Below are 23,183 nucleotides of genomic sequence, written 5' to 3'. Positions count from 1 at the left end.
AGTTGGGTAAAGCCTCCACGGACACGCCGTAAATACGTCCCTGTAGGCTCGATCGCCGGAATCCCGCCGTCGACGGTCCGTGGAGGCTTTACCCAACTCCTGTAAAGTTCTGGTTTTCTTGTAACCTTAAGGTGAAACTTCGATCAAAACATTTAGAGACGGTAATTCTTTAGCTACAAAACGTGACGGGGATCGGGCATAGCAATCCAAGACCGTCGACGGCATGGACGCCCCACATGGATGTGGGAAGTGTCCCGAAGCGCCGGGAGCGCGAAGGGGACCTCCGGCGATCGAGCCCCCAGGGATGGGTTTACGGCGTGTCTTGGATTGCTATGCCCGATCCCCACCCCAGAGCGGTCTACAAAGCTACGAAGCTCGAATTACCTCAACACCCAACGATTCCAAATTCTGTTTGGCCTCATCGGGAAACCCGGAGTCAGTTACCAGATAGGCAATCCGCTCCCAGGGTAATTCCAGATTGTGGATCTTCCGGCCGAGCTTATCCGACTCCGCCATCACCACCACCTCGCGCGCCACCTCCGCCATCACCTGGCTCAGACTATACAACTCATTGAACGTCGTCGTCCCGCGCTCCAGATCCAGACCATCCGCCCCGATAAACAACTGATCAAAATTGTAGGAGCGCAGCACCTGCTCGGCCAGCTGACCCTGAAAACCCTCCGACTGCGGATCCCAGGTACCGCCAGTCATCAACAACGTGGGCTCGTTTTCCAGCTCGCGCAGCGCATTGGCAATATTCAGGGAATTGGTCATCACCACCAGGCCCTGCTTGCGGGACAGCTCGGGCAGCAGGGCGGCGGTGGTACTGCCGCTGTCGATGATCACCCGATTATGGTCCAGAATCAGCTCCGCTGCCGCCCGGGCCATGGCTTGCTTTCGTTCCGAAACCTTTTCCGTGCCCGGATCCACCAGCATTTCCTGGGGCAGGGGGACGGCACCGCCGTAGCGGCGCAGCAACAGACCGTTGTTCTCCAGCGCCGCCAGGTCCTTGCGTACCGTCACCTCCGAGGTGCCAAAATGCTGGGCCAGGTGCTCGACACTGACCTCCCCGGCCTGGGTGAGCATATCGATGATGGCGCGCCGGCGCTGTTGGGTGTTGCGCTTGTTCATCCCGAGAGTCCAAGGCGTAATTTTGAAACGAAACTTATTGTACCGAATCGAAACTTACAATGAAATGCTTCTCTTGGGGTTCCGTTCAGTGCGATCAGGGAAAGTCATTGAAAATCAGGGCCTTACACCACCCAGAAAGGTGATTCGGAGGCCGGTAGGGTGCCTTGAGCGGTTGAAACTTCTATACTGAATCACAATAGATAGCAGATAAGCACTTTTTGAGTGGCATCGGGGCCCTTGTTGGGCCCTGATGACCGAACCCGGATCAACCCAGTCAGGAGCTGTTTTTCATGGCCATGATTCCCGAAACCATGCACGATATTCTGGACGTTACCCGACAGTTGCATCGGGAGCTGGGCCAACACCTCAGTCAGAGCGCCGACGACAACGCGTCGGAACGAAGTCAGATGCTACTGAATTACCTGGCCGAACATGAAGAGAGGCTCGCCCGGACTCTTGAGACCTTCCAGAAAAAATCCGACCTGGGCTCACTGGACACCTGGTTTTACGAATACACCGATCGTCATCGGGTGATTCACCTGGACCCGGCCGAGACCCCCTTTGCGAACATGGACACTTCGGAAATTGAGCAGGAGATGGGTCAGTTCCACGACCAGTTGATCGATCTGTACACCCACCTGCACGAGCGCGCGGAAAACGAGACCGCAAAAGAGGTGCTCGCGCAGTTGCTCGAACTGGAGACCACCAAGGCGAAGTTACTCAGCTTTGAATCCGGCCGGTCTCAGGAGTTCTGATGAACTAAATCTGCAGCCCGAAGATCTGGATGACGCCGATGACGATCAGGTAGATGGCGACCACGTAGTTCAACAACTTGGGCTGCACCAGAATCAGAATGCCGGCAATAATCGACAGCACGGGAATCAGCGAGAGATGGAGAGTCATGGTCGAATCCTTTTTTGTTGGGTGTGCGCTCTCCAGTGTGCAACCGCGCCGCCCAAATAGCAATCAGACAACCCGCGCTATTCAGCAAGCCGCCCGGGTGATCAGTGGGGAGTGCCGGAATGGTTAGAACGTACTCAGACCCGTGGCCTCCATCACCCGATATTTCAGACGCAGCCACAGGCTTGAATCGGCATAGACCGGATAATCGACACTGAACTGTCGGTTTTCACGGTTGTGCCAGCGCCGCTCAAACCAGTCGGTGGCGGCCAGCATGGACTCGGCATCGGCCGGCCCCGCCAGCCGCACACCGGTTTCCAGATTCAGATTGTGCAGGTTCCGGCGGGTGAAGTTGCTCGAGCCCAGGATCATGGCCGCGCGGCCGTCGGCGTAGCGGGCCTGCAGCCACTTGGCATGACACTGCTCGCCGGTGGTGGCGCACCAGCGGATATCGATACCGCCCTGCGCCAATTCGTGGGCCACCGGCCGGTTGGGAACACCGTCCTTGATGCGCCCGAAGGCGTCCTTGTTGGGGTCGAGCAGCACGCGCAGTTGGGCCCCGCGCTCCCGCGCACGCAACAGCGCCTGAACGATGTCCCGGTCAGACAGATAGAACACCGCCAGATCCAGCCGGTCGCCCGCTTCCACTCGCTCTATCATATCAAGCAGAACTCGCTCCACGGCCCGTTCGGTCAGAACCAGCAACGACAGAGAGTCGGTCGAAGCCTGGTTGATTTTCCCGGGCGGGGGCAGGGCTTCCTGTACTCCGGGTCCGCCGGAGAATTTCAGTACCGCCTGTTCGCTCTGCAACAGATCGGCCACAGCCGGACCGTCGAAGCGCAGGGCGACGTTGCCGTGGGCACTACTGCCGTCGTGAGGATTGGCGGAGGTCACCAGAGCGACATAGTCTTTGCCCTGATCAGCGATGATCAGTTTGCGGTGATTGGCCTTGAAGTTCAGCAGGGCGAGATAACTGCGCAGCGACACCTCACCCTCACCAAAAGGGTTGGGCAGCCAGCCCTCGCGGCTGTTGCCCCAAGGCTGCACCAATAAACGCCAGAAACCGGAATACAGAGGGTTACTGTCGCGCAAGCGGGTCAGGTCGGTCAGCGTGACGCTGATCCCGGCCGCCTCAAGGCGCTCCAGGTGCTCCGCCGGTCGGCCGCCATACACTGTATTGATGGGATCGGTGATGACCCGGACTTCCATCCCCGGATGCTCGCGTTTTTGTCGAATCAGCCGATCGGTCAGCTCAGTGGACAATCGCCGGTGGGTTTCCGGCACTTCGCCCTGAAAGTCATTGAACAGAAACATGTCCACCAGAATGAATCGCTCGGCGCGATCGATCATGTCGAAGACTTCATCGAATACGTGTTGTTCGGTCCGACGCTCGCCGGCCGCATCGGTATAGGTAATATCGGCCAGAAAACGCACATCCCTGACGGGACGGGCCGGACCCTGAAAATCGAGCCCTGGTGGAAGAGGTTTGTAGATGTGATAAACGCTTACCACAACCAGAACCGCGAGCAGCAGTAGCAACAATCGGCCCAGGCTTTTCCATGGACGACTGAAAAATCCAGTCATAATGAGGTCCCTTTAATTAAGGTTATTGTTTTCTGTTGGCCCCAATTAATGGAGCAAAAGGTCAACGCAGAGAGCGCCCGAGGCTCCCGCGGAACCGTAATCAGGTTCACAGTAGTCCATCGATAACCGAACGGACAAGGGGGCTGGCTCCGCTCCCAAGGATAAATTATCTGACGCGGGCCCGCCGTAAAGCAACAGAATGCCCGAAGCCACCAGCAAGAGACCCACCACGCGTCCATACCGACGCATCCACGGCAAGAGTTTTTCGGCCAGAACATACACCGTAATGGCCACCATCCAGATCAGGTTCATGACGCCGCCCACAAACATCAGCAGCATCAGCAACCAGCAGCAGCCGATACAGAACAGCCCGTGTCGCAGACCCATGATCAGCGCGCCCCGGCCTCCGGGGCGCCATTGATTGAGCAGAAAATTCAGGGGCGACTGGCACTGGGTCAGGCAGGCATCCTTGAGCCCGCTCCACTGAAACAGGCCCGCGCCCATCAACAGAACACCACCCAGAACGGGGGTAGCGCTCCCCATGGATGAACTCATGACGCCCAGACTGTAAAACGCCCATTGTGCCATGGCAGCCACAAGAGCGAACCCGATCCAGGCCAGCAGATAGCCGGCGACAAACAGCCAGGTCAGCCCCACCGCCCGGCCCGAAGGTTCGCGGCTATGCTGCACCCGGGTGAAACCCAGAACCATGGGCGTGGCGGTGGGCAGCATCATTGCGATCATCATGATGCTCCACATTACCAGGCTGAGCACCAGCAGACCGGCGTCCCAGGGCGGCGAGACAGGCATCGCCATCATTTGATCCACGGGCCTGGCGGCGTTGGCCAGATAGGCCCAGCTCAACAGAATGAGCACCGCCATGCCCAGCAGCACCAGCCACCGATCGCGCCGGTAGGCCTGAGCGCTAGTCTGAATCATCGTGCGAGCCTCCTCTCAAGGTCCGCTGTAGCTGAAGGCCGAATAGGCGGCGGTACGCCGGGCGGTATCCAGCTCCAGGCCATAGGCCCGGTGGCGGAGAGACTCGGAGGTTGCCAGCACGAGAGGTTTACCGGGCGCCACCGGGAACGGATGGTTGTGCAGCGTGACCGGCTCGCTATCCGGCCCCTCATTGGCGTGGACGACAGCGCCGGCGGTCTCACCGACGTTCAGACGCACGCCCCGTTCATCGCTCTGATAGTGGATGGGAACGTACTCCACACCCAGAACTTCCGCGATGAACGACGCCAGCACGGCGGGATGGCCCCCGGCCTCGCCGCCGAATATGGTCCCCAGCGCCTGGCGTTGTGATTCGCTGCCCGATTCGTCCAGATAGAGCACCACCTTCCAGTTGCCATCGGCCATGGCACCCGGGGTGTGCAGGGCGACAACGACATTCAGCCCGTCCAGAGGTGTGTCGCCGTAAGCCCCCTTGTCGATATGCCAGGCCACCAGTCCGGTGCAGGTACCCTCGGTGGGGTGGCCCAGATGCAGGCAGGGGCAGACCTCCCGGCAGGTACAGCTTTCCAGATAGTGACCGTCGAGTGTCCAGTTTGCGCTTGTCATGGTGAGTCCTCCTCTGTTTTGAACGGCAGTATTCACTATAAGCGCGGAGCACCGGACGGGAATGACGAGAAGATGAGAATGGTGTGAGGATTGCGCCCCTGCGGATGGGAATAGCCCTGTACTGAAGCGGCCGCAGGAGTATCATCAGGATAACGGAGGGACTGGTTATGCAATCGCACCCAACTGAAAAGTCGTCGGCGCCCACGGCGATCCGGGGATTTGCCGGCCGACGGGAGGAACTGGCGGCTCTGAAGACCCTGCTTGAGCCCGATGGCCCCCGGGTCATGCACCTCTATGGGATCGCCGGAATCGGCAAAAGCCATCTCCTGGACGTGTTCGCCACGCAAGCGCGCGCCGCCGGTGCCACACTTTTGAAACTCGACTGCCGGACGATGGAACCCACGCCAGCCGGTTTTTTCCGGGAGCTCGTTGCCGCCATCGGCTCACCGGCCGACGATCTTCAAGAGGCCACTCGGCGCCTCGGTAACCTGGGTCCAGAAGTCATACTGGTGCTCGACACCTACGAGGTTTACCGCCTGATGGATACCTGGCTGCGGCAGACGCTGGTGCCCGCACTCCCCGAATCGGTGCGTTTATTTTGTCTGGGCCGCGAGCGACCCCTGGCCGCCTGGCGCACCGCTGGCGGTTCCCAGGGGCGTTTTCGCGCCATGGCCCTCGGTCCCTTGAATGAGATCGAAGCCATCGACCTGCTCAGGCACTTCAGCGTGCCCGAAAAGGCCGCGACCCGTATTGCCCACGCCGTCCACGGCCACCCCCTGGCTCTGCATCTGGCCGCCTCCGCCTATGTTGAGAGACCCGATCTCGCCTTTGAAGAACTCAGCCTGCAGCAGGCGCTGGAAGAACTCACCCAGATGTTCCTGGCCGACGTGAAAGACCCCATGACCCGCCGCGCCCTGGAAGCCTGCACGGCGGTGCGACGGGTGACCGTGTCTCTGTTGCGCGCCCTGCTCCCGGACCTGGCGCCCCGGGATGCCTACGATCGCCTGCGGGCCCTGCCGTTTGTGGATGTCGCCGACGACGGGCTTCTGATTCACGACGCCGTGCGCGAGGCCATCGCCCAATCCCTGCGGGCCAGCGACCCCTGCGGCTTTCTGGGATACCAGAAAGCCGCCTGGCAACGACTGCTCGAGGAGACAGGAGAAGTAGGGCGGGGCGAGCTGTGGCGCTACACCGCTGACATGCTCTATCTGATTGAAAACCCGGTGGTGCGGGAGGCTTTTTTCCCCAGCGGTACCCACAGTCTTGCCGTCGAACCGGCCCGGGGCACAGACACTGACATCATTCGCGACATTATTCAGACCTGGGAAGGGGAGGAGGCCGCCGCCCCGCTGTTGCACTGGTGGCGCCGAAGACCGGATGCCTTTTCAGTGGCCAGAGGGCGGGACGAGCAGGTGCTGGGCCTGTGCTGCAAGTTTATCAGCAGTCAGATGGAACCGGGCTGGCTTGAAGAGGATCCGATCACCGCCCGGTGGCGCGAGCATCTGAGAAGCAGTCCGTTACCGGAAGGCCAACAGGCCCTGTTCTGCCGTCGTTGGTTGAGCCGGGACGCGGGCGAAGGACCCTCGGAGGTCCAGGCCGCCATCTGGCTCGATCTGAAACGCGCCTACATGGAGCTGCGCCCGGGACTGCGGCGCGTGTACCTTACCGTTGTGGATCTGCCCACTTATGCCCCGGTGGCCAGCCGCCTGGGTTTTGAGGTGTTGGACGATAAGGCCGTGACGCTGGACGGGGTAACCTACCACAGTGCCGTACTGGATTTCGGTCCGAGATCGGTGGACGGTTGGTTGGCGACGCTGGCCGCTTCGGAGCTGGGCATAGTGCACCGCTCGTTTCTGGACCCGGAAGCACGGGAGCTGGTGGTGGACGGCGGCCGGGCCGCACTGACTCCCCTGGAATTCGGCGTCATCAAATACCTGAGTGAGCGGGAGGGGCGGGCCGTATCACGCACCGATCTGCTGCGCCATGTCTGGGACACGCGCTACTTCGGCGGCAGCAATGTGGTGGACACCGTCGTGCGCAGCCTGCGCCGCAAGCTCGGCCCCCACGCCAAACAGCTGGAAACCGTTACGGGCGTGGGATATCGTTGGCGCTCCCGGGCCCGGATTTGACGTCGACCGGCGTTATGATCATCGCCGGGTTCAGTGTTCTACACAGGCCCCTACTTTTTGGTGGGCCGCTGCCAGCCCTGAATGTTGCGCTGCTTGCCCCGGGCGACCGCCAGCTCTGCATCGGGAATATCCCGGGTGATCACTGACCCGGCCCCCACGGTCGCCTCTTTGCCCAGCTTGACCGGTGCGACCAGTGCGGTGTTGGAGCCGACAAACACCCCGTCGCCGATATCGGTCCGGAACTTGTTCACGCCATCATAATTGCAGGTAATGGTACCGGCGCCGATATTCACACCGGCCCCCATGGTGGTGTCGCCGATATAGCTGAGGTGGTTGACCTTGCTGCCCGCTCCGATGCTCGCCTTTTTGGTTTCCACAAAGTTGCCTATTTTGGCGCCCTCGGCAAGCTGGGTCCCGGGGCGCAGGCGGGCGAAAGGACCAATAGCGCAGTTCGCCGCGACCTGGGCACCCTCAATGACGGAGTTGGCCTTGATCTGGGTGCCGGCGCCGATCACGCAGTCTTTCAGGTAGCAGTTGGGTTCCAGGTGCACGCCGTCTTCCAGCACCACGTCGCCTTCAAACACACCATTCACATCAATCACCACATCGCGCCCGACGGAGAGGCGGCCCCGGCAGTCGAAGCGGGCCGGATCCAGAAGCGTCACGCCCTGAACCATCAGTTCATCGGCCTGGCGGCGCTGATAATAGCGCTCCAGGGCGGCCTGCTGCTGGCGGTTGTTGATGCCTTCCACTTCCTCGGCTTCCGCCGGCTGGGCCACGTGAATACCCATGCCGCTCTGGCACGCCATGGCGATAATATCGGTGAGGTAATATTCGCCCTGGGCGTTGTCGTTGCTCAGTTGGGGCAACCACTCGCGCAGGTGACTGGCCTTGGCGGCCATGATGCCGGTGTTGATCTCGTTGATTTTGCGTTGCTCGTCGGTGGCGTCCTTGTACTCGACAATCGCTTCCACCTGCCCCTGCCCATTGCGCAGAATCCGGCCATAGGCGCCGGGGTCGGGGAGATTGACGGTCAACAGGCCGATGGTCTTGTCGGTCACGGTGTCGGCCAGATCGCGTAGGGTTTCGGCTCGGGTCAGGGGCACATCCCCGTACAGAATCAGCACCGTGGCATCGTCCCGGAAGTGGGGCAGGGCCTGTTGCACCGCATGCCCGGTGCCGAGTTGCTCGGTCTGGGCGACAAACTGGATATCATCCGCCGCCAGGCGCTTTTCGACCTGCTCGGCGCCGTGACCGACAATCACCAGGATCCGGTCACTGCCCAGCGCCCGGGCGCTGTCCACCACATGTTGCAGGAGCGGCCGTCCCCCGACGGGGTGCAGCACCTTGGGCAGGTTGGAGCGCATGCGAGTGCCTTTACCCGCCGCGAGAATAACAATATCGAGATCAGACGCGGTCATGATGTCGGTTGGCTCCTTCAACAGTGAAGTGGGACAGATAGTAAAAAGGGTAGCTTATGCTACCCTTTTTTTCGGACCTTGTTGCTAAACACAACTGGGTTACTCAACGCTACTTGTTGCGACCGAGCTTTTTGCGGATCGACTGCAGAGTGCGCAGTTGCGCGGTCGCCTCGGCCAGCTGCAGAGCCGCCCGGGAATAATCAATTTCCCCGGACTGATTGGCCAGGGCTTTCTTGGCTTTTTCCTGAGCCTCGAGCGCGGCCGCTTCGTCCATATCGTCGGCCCGCAGGGCCGTGTCGGCCAGTACCGTTACATGGTAGGGCTGAACTTCCAGATAACCACCAGACACGTAGAGGATTTCTTCCTGTCCGCCCTGTTTGACCACCCGAATCGGCCCCGGTTCGATACCGGTGAGCAGCGGGGCGTGACCATACACAATACCCAGCGGGCCTTCGGTACCCGGAGCGACTACCATCTCGACCAAGCCGGAGAAGATCTCCTGCTCGGCGCTGACGATATCGCAGTGAATCGTCATTGCCATAACCTCACCCTTTCATTCATCGGGAGTGGCCGGGCGAGCCCGGCCGTTGACGGATTGCGTTACTTGTTCTTGCTCTTCATCTTCTCGGCTTTTTCCACAGCCTCGTCGATGGTGCCTACCATGTAGAAAGCCTGCTCGGGTAGGTGATCGTAATCACCCGCCAGAATGCCTTTGAAGCCACGAATGGTCTCTTCCTGAGACACGTAGATACCGGGCGAACCGGTAAAGACTTCGGCTACGTGGAACGGCTGGGACAGGAAACGCTCAATCTTACGGGCACGGGCCACGGTCTGCTTGTCTTCTTCCGACAGCTCGTCCATACCCAGAATGGCAATAATGTCTTTCAGCTCTTTGTAGCGCTGCAATACCGTCTGTACCCCACGGGCCACATCGTAGTGGTCCTGGCCGATCACCAGCGGATCGAGCTGGCGAGAGGTGGAGTCCAGAGGATCAATCGCCGGGTAGATACCCTTGGCGGCGATGTCACGGCTCAGTACCACGGTGGAGTCCAGGTGGGCGAAGGTGGTCGCCGGTGACGGATCCGTCAGGTCATCCGCGGGAACGTAAACGGCCTGCACCGAGGTGATGGAGCCGGTCTTGGTGGAGGTAATACGCTCCTGCAGCACACCCATCTCTTCGGCCAGGGTGGGCTGATAACCCACGGCTGAGGGCATACGACCCAGCAGCGCCGATACTTCGGTGCCCGCCAGGGTGTAGCGATAGATGTTATCGATAAAGAGCAGTACGTCTTTGCCTTCATCGCGGAATTTCTCCGCCATGGTCAGGCCGGTCAGGGCAACGCGCAGGCGGTTACCGGGTGGCTCGTTCATCTGGCCGTAAACCATCGCCACCTTGTCGATCACCTTGGACTCGGTCATTTCGTGATAGAAGTCGTTACCTTCACGAGTCCGCTCACCCACACCGGCAAAAACCGACAGACCGGAGTGCTCTTTGGCGATGTTGTTGATCAACTCCATCATGTTCACGGTCTTGCCCACACCGGCACCGCCGAACAGGCCGACTTTACCGCCTTTGGCGAAGGGGCAGACCAGGTCGATCACCTTGATGCCGGTTTCGAGCAGGTCATCAGAAGCGGCCAATTCGTCGTAGTCGGGCGCATCGCGGTGGATCTGCATGCGCTCTTCTTCGCCGATGGGGCCGGCTTCGTCGATGGGGTCACCCAGCACGTTCATAATCCGACCGAGGGTCTTGGTACCCACGGGAACCTTGATCGGCTCGGAGGTGTTGTTCACATCAAGACCGCGACTCAGACCTTCAGAGGAGCCGAGGGCAATGGTGCGCACCACGCCGTCGCCCAGTTGCTGTTGCACTTCCAGAGTCAGGTCTTTTTCGGTGACTATTAGTGCATCATAGACTTTCGGCACGGAATCGCGTGGAAATTCCACATCGATCACGGCGCCGATAATTTGTACGATACGTCCGCTACTCATTTCCGGTTCCTCTTGGGTTTCAGGCGCTTACTGTGTCCTGAAGATTTAAACTCAAATTCGTAATCAGCCCGTTATCAGGAAGAGACAGCGGCGGCACCGCCGACGATCTCCGACAATTCCTGAGTGATGGCGGTCTGACGCGCTTTGTTGTACACCAGCTGCAGGTCGTCGATGATCGAGCCGGCGTTATCGCTGGCACTTTTCATCGCGATCATACGCGCCGCCTGTTCACAGGCCGCATTCTCGACAACCGATTGGTACACCTGTGATTCCACATAGCGAATCAGAAGTCCGTCCAGCAGCTCGGCGGGACCGGGCTCGTAGATATAATCCCAATGCTGCTTCAGCTCTTTGTCATCCGCCGGTTCCAGAGGCAACAGCTGTTGCACTTTGGGCGTCTGGGTCATGGTGTTGATGAACTCGTTGCTTACCAGATATAACTTGTCGATGTCGCCGTCTGAATAGGCGTCCAGCATCACTTTGACGCTGCCGATCAAGTTCTCCACGGAGGGAGATTCACCCAGATCCCGAACGGTGGCCACGACATTGCCGCCGTGACTTTTGAAAAAGGCTTCGGCTTTGGCACCGATCAGGCAGAGATCCACCGACACGTCTTCATCGGCCCACTCTTTCATGGAGCGGAGAGCGGCTTTGAACAGGTTAACGTTCAAACCACCACAGAGACCGCGGTCGGTCGACACCAGGATGTAGCCCACGCGCTTCACATCCCGCTGCTCAAGATACTGGTGCTTGTATTCCGGGTTGGCGTTGGCGATGTGGCCAACCACCTGACGCATACGCTGGGCGTAGGGTTTCCCCACTTGCATACGCTCTTGAGCACGGCGCATTTTACTCGCTGCCACCATTTCCATGGCACCGGTAATTTTCTGCGTGCTCTTGATACTCGAAATCTGCGTTCGAATTTCTTTTGCGCCTGCCATACTCAAAGGCCCTCAAGCGAATTGGTGCGGCGCACGCTTTGCGCCGCCTGACTTACCAGGTCTGACTGTCTTTGAACTTGTCCACCAGCGCTTTGAACTTGCCGCTGATTTCGTCGTTCCAGTCACCGCTCTCGTTGATGCTCTTGAGCAACTCGGCTTCTTCGCTTTTGGCGTAAGCGAGCAGGGCGGATTCGAAGTCCAGAATCTTGTTGACCTCGATGTCCTCCAGGTAACCTTCGTTGGCGCAGAACAACATCAGCGCCATTTCAGCCACACTCATGGGGGAGTACTGACCCTGCTTCATCAACTCGGTCACACGCTGACCGTGATCGAGCTGGGCTTTGGTCGCCTCGTCCAGATCGGACGCAAACTGGGAGAAAGCCGCCAGTTCGCGGTACTGAGCCAGCGCGGTACGAACACCGCCGGAGAGCTTCTTGATGATTTTGGTCTGGGCCGAACCACCGACACGGGACACCGAGATACCCGCGTTCATCGCCGGGCGAATGCCGGAGTTGAACATGTCGGCTTCCAGGAAGATCTGACCGTCCGTAATGGAGATCACGTTGGTCGGTACGAACGCGGATACGTCGCCGGCCTGGGTCTCAATGATCGGCAGCGCGGTCAATGAACCGGTTTTGCCTTTCACTTCGCCGTTGGTGATCTTCTCGATGTAGTCCGCATTCACCCGCGCCGCGCGTTCGAGCAGGCGAGAGTGCAGGTAGAAGACGTCACCGGGGTAGGCTTCACGGCCCGGGGGACGACGCAGCAGCAGTGAAATCTGACGGTAGGCCCAGGCCTGCTTGGTCAGATCATCGTAGATGATCAGTGCATCTTCACCGCGATCACGATAGTACTCACCGATAGTGCAGCCGGCGAACGCCGCCAGATACTGCATGGAAGCGGGATCGGAGGCGGTGGCCGCAACCACGACCGTGTGCTCCATGGCACCGTGCTCTTCGAGCTTGCGCACCACGGCGGCAACGGAAGAGGCCTTCTGGCCAATCGCGACGTAAATACACTTAATGCCGGAATCTTTCTGGTTGATGATGGCATCAACCGCAATGGCCGATTTACCGATCTGGCGGTCACCAATGATCAGTTCGCGCTGACCGCGACCGATCGGCACCATGGAGTCGACCGCTTTCAGACCAATCTGAACCGGCTGATCAACGGGCTCACGGGCAATAACGCCCGGCGCCACTTTCTCGATCGCGTCGGTCTGCTTGGCGTTGATCGCGCCCTTGCCGTCAATCGGGTTACCCAGAGCGTCGACCACGCGGCCTTCCAGCTCGGGACCGACCGGCACTTCCAGAATGCGGCCGGTGCATTTGCATTTCTGGCCTTCGGCAATGCCTTTGTAATCGCCCAGGACGACGGAGCCGACGGAATCTCGCTCGAGGTTCAACGCCATGCCAAAGACACCGCCTTCAAACTCGATCATTTCGCCGTACATCACATCGGACAGGCCATGGATACGGACAATACCGTCAGAAACAGAAACCACGGTGCCTTCTTGCGCGGCTTCTGAGGTCACATCGAGTTGCTCGATGCGCTGCTTGATAATGTCGCTAATCTCGGATGGATTCAGCTGCTGCATGCTTTTTTCCTCAATCCTACGAATTGATTGCTCTGGATAGCTTCTCTAAACGACCGCGCACCGAGCCGTCGATGACCAGGTCACCCGCTTTGATGATCGCGCCTGCCAACAAGCTTTGATCCACACTGGAGTGGATATTGATCTTGCGTGACAGTTTCTTCGTCAACGCCTGGGAGATCTGCTCCTCAGCGCTATCATCCAGAGCAAATGCGGTGGTCAACTCCACGTCGACCTCCTGCTCTTGTTGGGTCTTCAGTGCTCGAAACATCTGATAGAGTTCGGGCAACAGTGGTAACCGTTTGTTGTCGGCCAGTACTTCGACGAAATTCTGCACTGGCTGATCCAGATCATCCGCGCAAACCTCGATAATGATCCCGGCTTGTTTCTGGGCGGATAAACCGGGAGCGTCGATCGCATCACGAATCTTCTGGTGCTGACCGACCCCGGCCAGGGTCGCCAACATCCGCTCCCATCCTGCCAGGTTGTCGGCGTCCATAGCGAACTTGAACGCGGCTCTGGCATAGGGTCGGGCGAGTGTACTCAGTTCAGCCACGGATCACCTCGTTTAAAGATTGGCAGCCAATTTATCGAGCATGGCCTTGTGAGTCGACTCATCGATCGAGGTTTCCAGCACTTTGCTGGCACCAACCACAGACAAGTGGGCCACCTGCAGACGCAAGCTTTCGCGCGCACGGGCCACTTCCTGTTCGATTTCGGCCTGAGCGGAGTGCTTGACGCGCTCGGCTTCTTCCTGAGCCTTGCCCTTGGCTTCTTCGATAATCTGAGTCGCCCGCTTGTTGGCAGAGCTCACCAGGCCAGCCGCTTCCTTCTTGGCCTCGCTCATGATCTTGGTGGCGCGCTCTTGCGCCAGCTCCAGATCCCGCTCCGCCCGGTCAGCCGACATCAGACCATCGGCGATTTTCTTCTGGCGTTCTTCAATGGCGCCCAACAGCGGCGGCCAAACGAACTTGGCGCAAAACCAGACGAAAATGGCGAAGGCAATGATCTGGCCGACAAAGGTTAAATTGAAATTCACGACTTTACCTCGTCTATTGTTGAGTTACGCGAATGGTGTGCCTCAATAGGCCCAAGCGTTTTTAAGCAACAGTGAAGACAAGTACCAGTGAAATACCAACACCGATAATCGGAATTGCTTCTACCAGACCGGCAATAATGAAGAACTTGGTTTGCAGAGAGGGAGCCAACTCGGGCTGACGCGCCGAAGTTTCAAGCAGCTTGCTGCCGAGGTTGGAAATACCCAGAGCAGCACCAAGCGCGGCGCCAGCCAAAATTATACCAACGGCGATGTAGATCATACGTTTTCTCCTAGACTTACGTCAGTTCAAGTTAAAGTTAAAGTTTCAGTGGTTAAAGCAAATGCAAAATTGTTAACAATCAGTGTTCATCGTGCGCCATGGCCAGGTACACAATGGTCAGTACCATAAAGATGAACGCCTGCAATACAATCACCAGGATATGGAATATCGCCCAGGCGACCTGGAGGCCCGCGGCCACCGGCAGGTACAAAAGCCCGGCGCCGAACAGGGTGGCAATCAAAAGGAAGATCACCTCACCGGCAAACATGTTACCGAACAGACGCAAGCCGAGACTGACCGGCTTGGCCAGAAGACCGACAATTTCCAGAACCAGGTTCACGGGCACCATCACCCAAGTGTTGAACGGCGTGAAAGAAAGCTCTTTGAGAAAGCCCCAGCCCTTGTTCTTGATGGAAAAACCGATCATCAAGATGAATACAAAGGTGGCCATGCCCAAGGTAATGTTCGGGTCCGCCGTCGCGGTCACTTTCTGGAACTTGACGCCCGCCAACTCAAGCGGAAAGGGAATCAGGTCGACCGGCACCAGCTTCATCAGGTTCATCATGAACACCCAGACAAAGACCGTCAGGGCAATCGGCGCGATGGCGCCGGTTCGACCGTGGAAAACATCCTTGGTGGTGTTGCCGACAAATTCGACTACCATTTCAATGGCGCCCTGAAAACGTCCGGGGGTATCGGATGAGGCTTTGCGCGCAGCGACGAAGAAAATCAGCATAGCGATGATGCCCATACCGAAGGACCACATCAGACTGTCCACATGGAACGCCATGAACCCCATGCTCGATGCCTCGGCGGCACACCCAGCAAAGCCCCACTGTGTGGTTTCGGCGATGCTGCCCGAGCAGGTTTCAGCGCCGGCGGGCAGGCGCCCGTAAGTCAGGTTTACCAAGTGGTGGGAAATATACTCGCCCGCGTTGTCGTACTCACCTGCTGCCATGATTTCAATGTGCCCTTGTGCCACGCTTCAGCGTGGGTGTGAAATTAAAATCGGTGCCGCCAGCGCGGCCAGGGTATTCAACCCGAAAACGGTCGTGACAGTGGCTGCCACAGAAAGCTCGGGCTGGGTGCGCCACAGCAACACCAGCCCGACAGAAATAATGACCCATTTGCCAAGGAGTCCGGCCGTCGTCCCCGACACATAACGCTCACTGTGTGAATCGCCAAAGGGACCGAGGCTGCGCCAGACCCAGTAACCTTGCGCCAGGATTGTTACCAGCCCCGCCCAGAAAATACCGGGCACCAATTCAGGCCGGAACACACCGCATACCATCACGGTGAGCACCCAGACCAGACACTGAATCAGGCACAGACGCCAGAGCGGAGGTCGTGGAATGGACCCGATTTGGTAAGATTTGAATACGCGCATCAGGTTGTCCACATTCCCCGGCACTTCTGCTCACGCATTCCCGGTTCTTTGCCAATTTGAGTGTCGCCTTTGGCGCCATATTGGGAGCGGGCCAGAGCCCCTAGTAAAGGCCGAGGCATTATAGGGATAATGGCGTCCCGCTTCAACCACAACCGGATTGAAAATGCCCTGAAATTGGGCGAGTTCCAGTCCCAACTTACTTGATATGGGCCAAAATACCATCCAGTTCATCCAGGTTGTTGTAGTTGATCACCAGGCGCCCCTTGCCTTTGGCGGTATGTTGAATGTTGACACCGGCTCCCAGGGTATCGGAAAGTTCTTCTTCCAGGCGGCGAATGTCCGCCGAAGGGGCGGCCGGTGTTTCCACCGACTTCTGGTGTTTCTTTTCCTGCAGGTTGCGTACCAGCATTTCGGTCTGACGCACCGAGAGGCCTTTGCCCACCACCTGACGGGCGGCGGTTTTCTGGTCGTCCGGGCCCAGCGTGAGCAGGGCGCGGGCATGGCCCATCTCCAGATCGCCGTGCTCGAGCAGGGTTTTGACCTCATCGGTCAGCGCCATCAGGCGCAGCAGATTGGTCACGGTAGTGCGGGACTTGCCCACCGCCTGGGCCACTTCGCTCTGGGTGAGCTCGAATTCATCCTGCAGGCGCTTGAGCGCCATGGCTTCTTCGATCGGGTTGAGATCTTCGCGCTGAATGTTTTCGATCAGCGCCATGGCGATCGCGGCTTCGTCGGGCACATCCCGGATCACCGCGGGTATTTTTTCCAGCCCGGCCAGCTGGGTTGCGCGCCAGCGGCGCTCACCGGCGATAATCTCGTATTTTTCGGGGCCGATCATGCGCAGGACAATCGGTTGCATCACACCCTGGGCCCGGATGGAATCGGCCAGCTCCTCGAGCGCCTCCTGATGCATGTCGCGCCGGGGCTGGTAGCGCCCGCGCTGGATCATTTCCACCGGAATATGCGCCAGCCGGCCATCGGCGAGCGCCTGTTCCACCGCTTCGGGGTTATCCGGAGTGGGAGCTTCCCCGGGTTGGGTGGTGACACCCGCCCCCAATAGGGCATCCAAGCCTTTGCCTAAGCCTTTGCGTTTTCCCGCCATTGTGTTGCCCTGTGAGCTGAATCGGTCGTACGTGGTTTGGGTTTACTGAGCGGCCGTCGGCGCCGCCGCTTTTGCGTCGTTTTCATTGCGACGGATGATTTCGCCCGCCAGTGCCAGATAGGCAATTGCCCCTTTGGATTGCCGATCGTAGGTGATTACTGGCTGGCCGTAACTGGGCGCTTCGGCCAGGCGCACATTGCGCGGAATGCAGGTGCGATAGAGTCGATCGGCAAAATGCTGCGACAGCTGGGCCGAGACCTCGTTGGTCAGGCTGTTGCGCGGGTCGTACATGGTGCGCAAAAGCCCTTCAATCTTGAGCTTGGGATTGATCAGTTCCTGGATCCGGCCAATGGTGTTCATCAGAGCCGAAAGACCTTCCAGCGCGTAATACTCGCACTGCATGGGGATAATAACGCCATCACAGGCGGTGAGGGCATTGACCGTGAGCATATTGAGCGAGGGCGGGCAGTCGATGATGATGTAGTCGTAATCGTCTTTCAGCGTCTGGATCCCGTCCCACAACAACCGCTCCTTACCCTCGAGAGAGAGCATCTCCACCTCAGCGGCGGTCAGATCGCCATTGGCCGGCAGCAGTTGGTATTGCCCCGACTCCGAGCGCTGCAGGCACTCGCGCGCACTGGCACGGCGGGTCAGAACGTCGTAGACGGTCAGCTCCAGCTCGCTCTTGTCAACGCCGCTGCCCATGGTGGCGTTGCCCTGAGGGTCCAGGTCCACCAGGAGCACGCGCTTTTTTGTGGCCACCAGAGAGGCCGCCAGGTTGACGCAGGTGGTGGTCTTGCCCACACCGCCTTTCTGGTTGGCTACCGCGTAGATTCGGGTCAATTCGTTATCCTTTTTGGCTTTCCGGAAAACTGGTTGGAAGCGGAGTATTGTGTGGCAAGCGGCGAGTCGGGACAAGTCCAGACCGCGTTTTTATCGCCCCGGGACGATCGCTTCCCCCTGCTTTAGCGCCAACTCGAGCAGGTGGCGCTCACCCTCGGTACCCGGAACCCGCAGCGGATGACTGGCCAGCAGCGCGACCCGATCCGCCACGGCGGCAAGCTCGTGCTCGGGGTAGAGGCCCTTCATCGCCATGAAAATTCCCTCGGGTGCGACCAGATGGGCGCAGCCGTCCACCATATCGGCCAGACTGGCAAACGCCCGACTGATCACCAGATCGTAGGGCACCTCTGGCGCAAACGCCTCGACCCGCCGGTTTTCAACCTGGACATTGTCGAGCCCCAGGAGGGTTTTGATGTGAAACAGAAACCGGGTTTTTTTACCGTTGCTGTCCAATAGCGTTACCTGGCAGTCGGGCAGGGCGATCGCCAGTGGAATTCCGGGCAGACCACCGCCGGTCCCGACATCAATCAGACGGCCCGGGGACCGGGCGCTCACCCGGGGCAGCACGCTCAGGCTGTCCAGCAGGTGCCGGTGCACCATGGCATCCAGATCGCGCACCGCCGAGAGGTTGTAGGCCTTGTTCCATTTGTGAAACTCCGAAAGGTAAGTAAGCATTCGCTTACTTGTATCGGCTTCCAGATCAAGTCCCATGTCGCGCAAACCGGCTTTCAGAACCGGTAGCAGGGCCGCAGTGCTGTCACTCATGAGGCGCGATCGGTCGCCCGCTGCAGCAGGCCGCGCTTCTTCAGATAAATCAGCAGCAGGGAGACCGCCGCCGGCGTCACCCCCGGTACTCTCGACGCGCGAGCGAGGGTCTGGGGCCGGGCCGTGCCCAGTTTCTGTTTTACTTCGTTCGACAGCCCCTCGACCCGATCAAAATCGAAATCCTCTGGGATCAGGGTCTGTTCGTGGGCGCGCAAACGGTCGATTTCATCCTGCTGACGACCGATATACCCGGAGTACTTGGCATCGATCTCGATCTGCTGGGCCACGCGTTCATCGCTCACCGGCTCACCCTTGAGATCGGCCACATCGGCGTAATTCAGCTGCGGGCGCTTGAGCAACTCAAACAGGCTGTACTCCCGATTCAGTTTGGTTTCGATTTTCGCTTCTACCCGCGCCGCTTCGGGCGAGCCGGCCTGCACCCAGGTGGCTTTGAGCCGCTCCCGCTCCCGGGCAATGCCTTCGCGCTGCTCACTGAACAGCCGCCATTGGTCGTCATCGATCAGTCCCATGGACCGGCCCTGTTCGGTCAGGCGCAGATCGGCATTGTCCTCGCGCAGCAGCAGGCGGTATTCCGCGCGGCTGGTGAACATCCGGTAGGGCTCCTGGGTGCCCATGGTGATCAGGTCGTCCACCAGAACGCCGATGTAGGCCTCGTCCCGGCGCGGGCACCAGGCATCTTGCTCCTGCACCCGACGGGCGGCGTTGATGCCGGCGAGCAGGCCCTGGGCACCGGCCTCTTCGTAGCCGGTGGTGCCGTTGATCTGCCCGGCAAAGTAGAGGCCGCTGATGGTCTTGGTCTCCAGGCTGTAGTTCAGGTCCTGGGGATTGAAATAATCGTATTCGATCGCGTAGCCCGGACGGGTGATATGGGCATTTTCAAAGCCCTTGATCGAGCGCACCATGTCGATCTGCACATCGAACGGCAGGCTGGTGGAAATGCCATTGGGATAGAGCTCCCGGGTGCCCAGGCCCTCGGGTTCGATAAAAATCTGATGCGAGGCCTTGTCCGCGAAGCGATGGATCTTGTCTTCGATCGAAGGGCAGTAGCGCGGACCAATGCCCTCAATCACCCCGGAATACATGGGCGAGCGGTCCAGACCGCCGCTGATGATCTCGTGGGTGCGCTCGTTGGTGTGGGTAATCCAGCAGCACATCTGCTCCGGATGCCAGTCGCGGCTGCCCCGGGCGGACATGACCGGACGCGGCTCATCGCCCCATTGCTCCTGAAGTTCGTCAAAGTTGACGCTATTGGCGTCGATTCGCGGCGGAGTGCCGGTTTTCAACCGGTCCACGCGCAGCGGCAATTCCCGCAGACGTTGCGCCAGAGCCTGGGCCGGCGGATCACCGGCACGACCACCGGCGTGATTCTGCATCCCGATGTGGATTTTGCCGCCCAAGAAGGTACCGGTGGTGAGAACCACCGTGGGCGCGAAGAATTTCAGCCCCATCTGGGTGACCACCCCTTCGATCCGGTCGCCGTTGACAATCAGATCATCGGCGCCCTGCTGGAAAATGCTCAGGTTGGGCTGATTCTCCAGCAGTTCGCGGATCGCGCTTTTGTACAGAGCCCGGTCAGCCTGGGCGCGAGTGGCCCGAACGGCGGGGCCTTTGCGCGAATTGAGTACCCGAAACTGGATGCCGGCCCGGTCCGTGGCCATTGCCATGGCGCCGCCCAGGGCATCGATTTCTTTCACCAGGTGGCTTTTGCCAATGCCGCCAATGGCCGGGTTGCACGACATCTGTCCCAGAGTATCGATGTTGTGCGTCAACAGCAGGGTACGACAACCCATACGCGCCGCCGCCAGGCAGGCTTCGGTGCCGGCGTGGCCGCCGCCAATGACGATCACGTCAAAGCGCTCGGGGTAGTTCATAGGGTCTGCCTCTGTCGGCCTGGTGGTGAATCGGGCGGGCATTATAGGGCCTTCGAAGCGTTTGTACAAAAGTTGTTCAGTTTTTGCGCATTGAATTTTTAGCGATTTTTTACGAGTTATCCAATACAAGTAAAAAGTTAAATATATATAAGGTATATAGATAAGAAGATTAATGCTGTTACTACTGATCACAACGCCATTTAGTGTGAGTAAGCCAAGAAAATTCAAATAATACAAAGACTTAGCGTTAGCACAACCGTTGGGACAAAGCGCGTTTAAACCGCTGACAAGCTGACGGTAAGCTGGTGACTGAATGGCCGGTTATACACCGATTTCTGAAAACTCGAGTTATCCCCAATTTGGTCTTCAGCTTTTACCCCCAGCGGTGCACAGGGTTATCCCCAGTAATCAGAGAAATCCACGGTGAAACAGTAAGTTATGCGCGAAACCTGTGAATTAATGTGGATATGTTCTCTAAGTGCACGATGAAAAGTGGCGTCAGTCTGTGGATAACGTTTATCCACTGCTGTGAGTAACTATTTTTTTGCGGCGCAATTGAATCGCCAGAATTTTCGGTATGTAATGACAATTCAGGCCGCAATAGCTCAGCCGGTAGAGCAACTGATTCGTAATCAGTCGGTCGGAGGTTCAATTCCTCTTTGCGGCACCAGGCTTTCATTACCGATAAAAGCTGGACAATGGGTTTTATGATCACTGAAATACTGGATTTCTGGTTTGAACAGCTCAAGCCCAGGCAGTGGTTTGAGAAGAACCCTGCGCTCGATCGGGAGCTGACCGAGCGCTTTGGCCATTGGCATCGCAAAGCCGCGGCGGGTGAGCTCTATACTTGGCGCGAGCACATTGAAGGTAGGCTGGCTGAAGTGTTGCTGCTCGATCAGTTCTCTCGCAATATTCACCGGGATAAGCCCGAAGCCTTCGCACAGGACGCCATGGCGTTGGTCCTGGCCCAGGAAGCGGTGGCCCGGGGGGTAGATGCGCACCTGCCACCAGAGCGCCGTGCCTTTCTCTATATGCCTTACATGCACAGTGAGTCGGAGGTCATTCACGAGGAGGCGGTGCGGCTGTTTGATCAGCCGGGGTTGGAACACAACCTGAAGTTTGAACTCCGGCACCGGGAGATCATCCAGCGCTTTGGTCGCTACCCGCACCGCAATGCCGTTCTGGGGCGACCTTCCACGCCTGAGGAGCTCGAGTTTTTGAAGCAGCCGGGTTCCGGGTTTTAGAGCGGCTGTTTATTTGCCGATACAGAAAGAAGAGAAGATACGGCCCAGCAGGTCGTCGGGAGTGAATTGTCCGGTAATCTCGCCCAGACAGTTCTGCGCCTCGCGCAGGTCCTCGGCCAGCAGCTCGCCGGCGGCGTGCTGATGGAGCTGCTCCCAGCCCCCTGAGAGTGCGTGACGGGCCCGCTCCAGCGCATCGAGATGACGGCGCCGGGCGGTAAACTGGCTCTCGCCGGTATCGGTGTAGCCCATCACCTGTTTGAGATGGTTTTTCAGTTCCTGCATGCCCTCGCCGGTGGTGGCGCTGATGGCCAGGCACAGGGGGTCCCTCTGGCGCTGACCGGCTGTCTCGCCGGTCAGGTCGATTTTATTGCGGATCAGGGTCAGCTTGCCCGCGTCGGGAAGCTGCTGAACGAACTCCGGCCAGAGCTCTGAGGCGTCGGTCGCTTCGGTAGTGCGACTGTCCACCAGCAGCAGAATCTGGTCGGCTTTGTGAATTTCCTGCCAGGCCCGTTCCACCCCGATTTTTTCCACCTCGTCCGGGGTTTCCCGGAGTCCCGCCGTGTCGATGATGTGCAGCGGCATCCCATCGATGTGGATATGCTCGCGCAATACATCCCGGGTGGTGCCTTCAATATGGGTGACAATGGCACTGTCCCGTCCGGACAGGGCGTTCAGCAGGCTGGATTTGCCGGCATTGGGGCGACCGGCAATGACCACCTGCATGCCGTCGCGCAGCAGGGCTCCCTGCCTGGCTTCGGCGAAGACCGCATCCAATCGTTTAATGATTCCCTGTAAATCCTGAGCCACTTTGCCGTCGCTGAGAAAGTCGATTTCCTCCTCGGGAAAATCGATGGAGGCTTCCACATAGATACGCAGTGCGATCAGTGCTTCCACCAGGGCTTCAATTTTTTCGGAGAAGGCGCCTTTGAGGGTATGCAGGGCGCTGCGTGCCGCCTGCTCGCTGGAGGCGTCAATGAGATCGGCAATGGCCTCGGCCTGGGCCAGATCGAGTTTGTCGTTGAGAAAGGCGCGCTCGGAAAATTCCCCCGGGCGGGCGAGTCGTGCCCCGGCCTGACTGATTTCCCGCAGCAGCAGATCGAGAATGATGGGACCGCCGTGACCCTGCAGCTCCAGCACATCTTCGCCGGTGTAGGAATGGGGGCCGGGAAAGAAGAGGGCGATGCCCTCATCCAGGACCTCGCCGTCCGCCTGGTGAAAGGGGAGGTAGTGTGCGTGGCGGGGGGTCAAACGCCGGCGAGTGACCTGCTCGGCGATGGGGCCCGCCTTGGGCCCCGAGACCCGCACAATGCCGACGCCACCCCGACCGGTCGCGGTGGCGATGGCGACAATGGTGTCGGAGGGCGTCAGTTCCACGA

23 protein-coding genes and 1 tRNA gene are annotated in these 23,183 nt (G+C 59.0%); 4 read left to right on the top strand and 20 right to left on the bottom strand.

From position 1 onward, the window contains the following. Nucleotides 1-366 precede the first annotated feature (366 nt). The gene (locus AAE484_RS03290) at nucleotides 367-1,131 is read right to left on the bottom strand and encodes a DeoR/GlpR family DNA-binding transcription regulator (protein ID WP_341936904.1); all 765 of its coding nucleotides are present in this window, start codon (nucleotides 1,129-1,131) and stop codon (nucleotides 367-369) included. 290 nt (nucleotides 1,132-1,421) lie between these two features. Here AAE484_RS03290 and AAE484_RS03285 point away from each other — a divergent pair, with 290 nt between their 5' ends. Further along, nucleotides 1,422-1,886: a hypothetical protein gene (locus tag AAE484_RS03285; RefSeq protein ID WP_341936903.1), complete on the top strand. Its 465-nt coding sequence runs from the start codon at nucleotides 1,422-1,424 to the stop codon at nucleotides 1,884-1,886. Between the two features lie 4 nt (nucleotides 1,887-1,890). Here AAE484_RS03285 and AAE484_RS03280 read toward each other — a convergent pair whose 3' ends face one another. The 4 genes from AAE484_RS03280 to AAE484_RS03265 form a co-directional block, all read right to left on the bottom strand. Further along, the gene (locus AAE484_RS03280; RefSeq protein ID WP_341936902.1) at nucleotides 1,891-2,034 is read right to left on the bottom strand and encodes a DUF3096 domain-containing protein; all 144 of its coding nucleotides are present in this window, start codon (nucleotides 2,032-2,034) and stop codon (nucleotides 1,891-1,893) included. 123 nt (nucleotides 2,035-2,157) lie between these two features. Then, entirely contained in the window at nucleotides 2,158-3,615 is a 1,458-nt protein-coding gene (locus AAE484_RS03275; protein ID WP_341936901.1) for a phospholipase D-like domain-containing protein, read from the bottom strand. A 45-nt stretch (nucleotides 3,616-3,660) separates the two neighbouring features. After that, nucleotides 3,661-4,554, bottom strand: a complete 894-nt coding sequence (locus AAE484_RS03270; protein ID WP_341936900.1) for a DUF2182 domain-containing protein — start codon at nucleotides 4,552-4,554, stop codon at nucleotides 3,661-3,663. A gap of 15 nt (nucleotides 4,555-4,569) precedes the next feature. Next, nucleotides 4,570-5,178, bottom strand: coding sequence for a DUF1326 domain-containing protein (locus tag AAE484_RS03265; RefSeq protein WP_341936899.1), 609 nt, complete (start codon nucleotides 5,176-5,178; stop codon nucleotides 4,570-4,572). Nucleotides 5,179-5,345: 167 nt separating this feature from the next. On the opposite strand from AAE484_RS03265, the gene AAE484_RS03260 reads away from it, so the two are divergent. After that, nucleotides 5,346-7,307: a winged helix-turn-helix domain-containing protein gene (locus AAE484_RS03260; RefSeq protein ID WP_341936898.1), complete on the top strand. Its 1,962-nt coding sequence runs from the start codon at nucleotides 5,346-5,348 to the stop codon at nucleotides 7,305-7,307. A gap of 50 nt (nucleotides 7,308-7,357) precedes the next feature. On the opposite strand, the gene glmU is transcribed toward AAE484_RS03260, so the two are convergent. The 14 genes from glmU to mnmG all read right to left on the bottom strand — a co-directional run bounded on the left by glmU (nucleotide 7,358) and on the right by mnmG (nucleotide 20,563). Continuing rightward, entirely contained in the window at nucleotides 7,358-8,728 is a 1,371-nt protein-coding gene (gene glmU, locus AAE484_RS03255; RefSeq protein ID WP_341936897.1) for a bifunctional UDP-N-acetylglucosamine diphosphorylase/glucosamine-1-phosphate N-acetyltransferase GlmU, read from the bottom strand. 109 nt (nucleotides 8,729-8,837) lie between these two features. Then, the gene (locus AAE484_RS03250; protein ID WP_341936896.1) at nucleotides 8,838-9,269 is read right to left on the bottom strand and encodes a F0F1 ATP synthase subunit epsilon; all 432 of its coding nucleotides are present in this window, start codon (nucleotides 9,267-9,269) and stop codon (nucleotides 8,838-8,840) included. 59 nt (nucleotides 9,270-9,328) lie between these two features. Next, nucleotides 9,329-10,720, bottom strand: coding sequence for a F0F1 ATP synthase subunit beta (atpD, locus tag AAE484_RS03245; protein ID WP_341936895.1), 1,392 nt, complete (start codon nucleotides 10,718-10,720; stop codon nucleotides 9,329-9,331). A gap of 74 nt (nucleotides 10,721-10,794) precedes the next feature. Further along, entirely contained in the window at nucleotides 10,795-11,661 is an 867-nt protein-coding gene (atpG, locus tag AAE484_RS03240) for a F0F1 ATP synthase subunit gamma (protein ID WP_341936894.1), read from the bottom strand. A gap of 52 nt (nucleotides 11,662-11,713) precedes the next feature. Continuing rightward, nucleotides 11,714-13,258 (bottom strand): F0F1 ATP synthase subunit alpha, encoded by a 1,545-nt coding sequence (atpA, locus tag AAE484_RS03235; RefSeq protein WP_341936893.1) that lies wholly within the window; start codon nucleotides 13,256-13,258, stop codon nucleotides 11,714-11,716. Between the two features lie 16 nt (nucleotides 13,259-13,274). Further along, the gene (locus AAE484_RS03230) at nucleotides 13,275-13,811 is read right to left on the bottom strand and encodes a F0F1 ATP synthase subunit delta (RefSeq protein ID WP_341936892.1); all 537 of its coding nucleotides are present in this window, start codon (nucleotides 13,809-13,811) and stop codon (nucleotides 13,275-13,277) included. A 12-nt stretch (nucleotides 13,812-13,823) separates the two neighbouring features. Continuing rightward, on the bottom strand, nucleotides 13,824-14,294 hold the full coding sequence (locus AAE484_RS03225; protein WP_341936891.1) for a F0F1 ATP synthase subunit B: 471 nt from the start codon (nucleotides 14,292-14,294) through the stop codon (nucleotides 13,824-13,826). A gap of 61 nt (nucleotides 14,295-14,355) precedes the next feature. After that, complete coding sequence (gene atpE, locus AAE484_RS03220; protein ID WP_341936890.1) at nucleotides 14,356-14,574, bottom strand: F0F1 ATP synthase subunit C; 219 nt, start codon at nucleotides 14,572-14,574, stop codon at nucleotides 14,356-14,358. A 79-nt stretch (nucleotides 14,575-14,653) separates the two neighbouring features. After that, a complete protein-coding gene (gene atpB / locus AAE484_RS03215; protein WP_341936889.1) occupies nucleotides 14,654-15,532 on the bottom strand; it encodes a F0F1 ATP synthase subunit A in 879 nt (292 codons plus the stop codon). A gap of 27 nt (nucleotides 15,533-15,559) precedes the next feature. Next, a complete protein-coding gene (locus tag AAE484_RS03210; protein WP_341936888.1) occupies nucleotides 15,560-15,973 on the bottom strand; it encodes a hypothetical protein in 414 nt (137 codons plus the stop codon). 184 nt (nucleotides 15,974-16,157) lie between these two features. Beyond that, entirely contained in the window at nucleotides 16,158-17,063 is a 906-nt protein-coding gene (locus tag AAE484_RS03205; RefSeq protein WP_341936887.1) for a ParB/RepB/Spo0J family partition protein, read from the bottom strand. A gap of 42 nt (nucleotides 17,064-17,105) precedes the next feature. Then, nucleotides 17,106-17,906, bottom strand: coding sequence for a ParA family protein (locus AAE484_RS03200; protein WP_341936886.1), 801 nt, complete (start codon nucleotides 17,904-17,906; stop codon nucleotides 17,106-17,108). Between the two features lie 90 nt (nucleotides 17,907-17,996). After that, nucleotides 17,997-18,671 (bottom strand): 16S rRNA (guanine(527)-N(7))-methyltransferase RsmG, encoded by a 675-nt coding sequence (gene rsmG / locus AAE484_RS03195; protein WP_341936885.1) that lies wholly within the window; start codon nucleotides 18,669-18,671, stop codon nucleotides 17,997-17,999. Continuing rightward, nucleotides 18,668-20,563: a tRNA uridine-5-carboxymethylaminomethyl(34) synthesis enzyme MnmG gene (mnmG, locus tag AAE484_RS03190; RefSeq protein WP_341936884.1), complete on the bottom strand. Its 1,896-nt coding sequence runs from the start codon at nucleotides 20,561-20,563 to the stop codon at nucleotides 18,668-18,670. The genes rsmG and mnmG overlap by 4 nt, the downstream gene beginning before the upstream one ends. Before the next feature lie 594 nt (nucleotides 20,564-21,157). On the opposite strand from mnmG, the gene AAE484_RS03185 reads away from it, so the two are divergent. Both AAE484_RS03185 and AAE484_RS03180 read left to right on the top strand, forming a co-directional pair. Beyond that, a tRNA-Thr gene (locus AAE484_RS03185) sits at nucleotides 21,158-21,233 on the top strand. Between the two features lie 37 nt (nucleotides 21,234-21,270). Next, nucleotides 21,271-21,807 (top strand): DUF924 family protein, encoded by a 537-nt coding sequence (locus tag AAE484_RS03180; RefSeq protein WP_341936883.1) that lies wholly within the window; start codon nucleotides 21,271-21,273, stop codon nucleotides 21,805-21,807. A gap of 9 nt (nucleotides 21,808-21,816) precedes the next feature. Here the strand turns inward: AAE484_RS03180 and mnmE are convergent, their stop codons facing one another. Beyond that, a complete protein-coding gene (gene mnmE / locus AAE484_RS03175; RefSeq protein WP_445928820.1) occupies nucleotides 21,817-23,181 on the bottom strand; it encodes a tRNA uridine-5-carboxymethylaminomethyl(34) synthesis GTPase MnmE in 1,365 nt (454 codons plus the stop codon). Nucleotides 23,182-23,183: the final 2 nt, after the last annotated feature.

This window comes from Marinimicrobium sp. C2-29 (genome assembly GCF_038419845.1).
Taxonomy (GTDB): domain Bacteria; phylum Pseudomonadota; class Gammaproteobacteria; order Pseudomonadales; family Cellvibrionaceae; genus Marinimicrobium.
The sequence above is the reverse complement of the archived record's forward strand: the minus strand, read 5'-3'. Positions and strand labels throughout refer to the sequence as shown.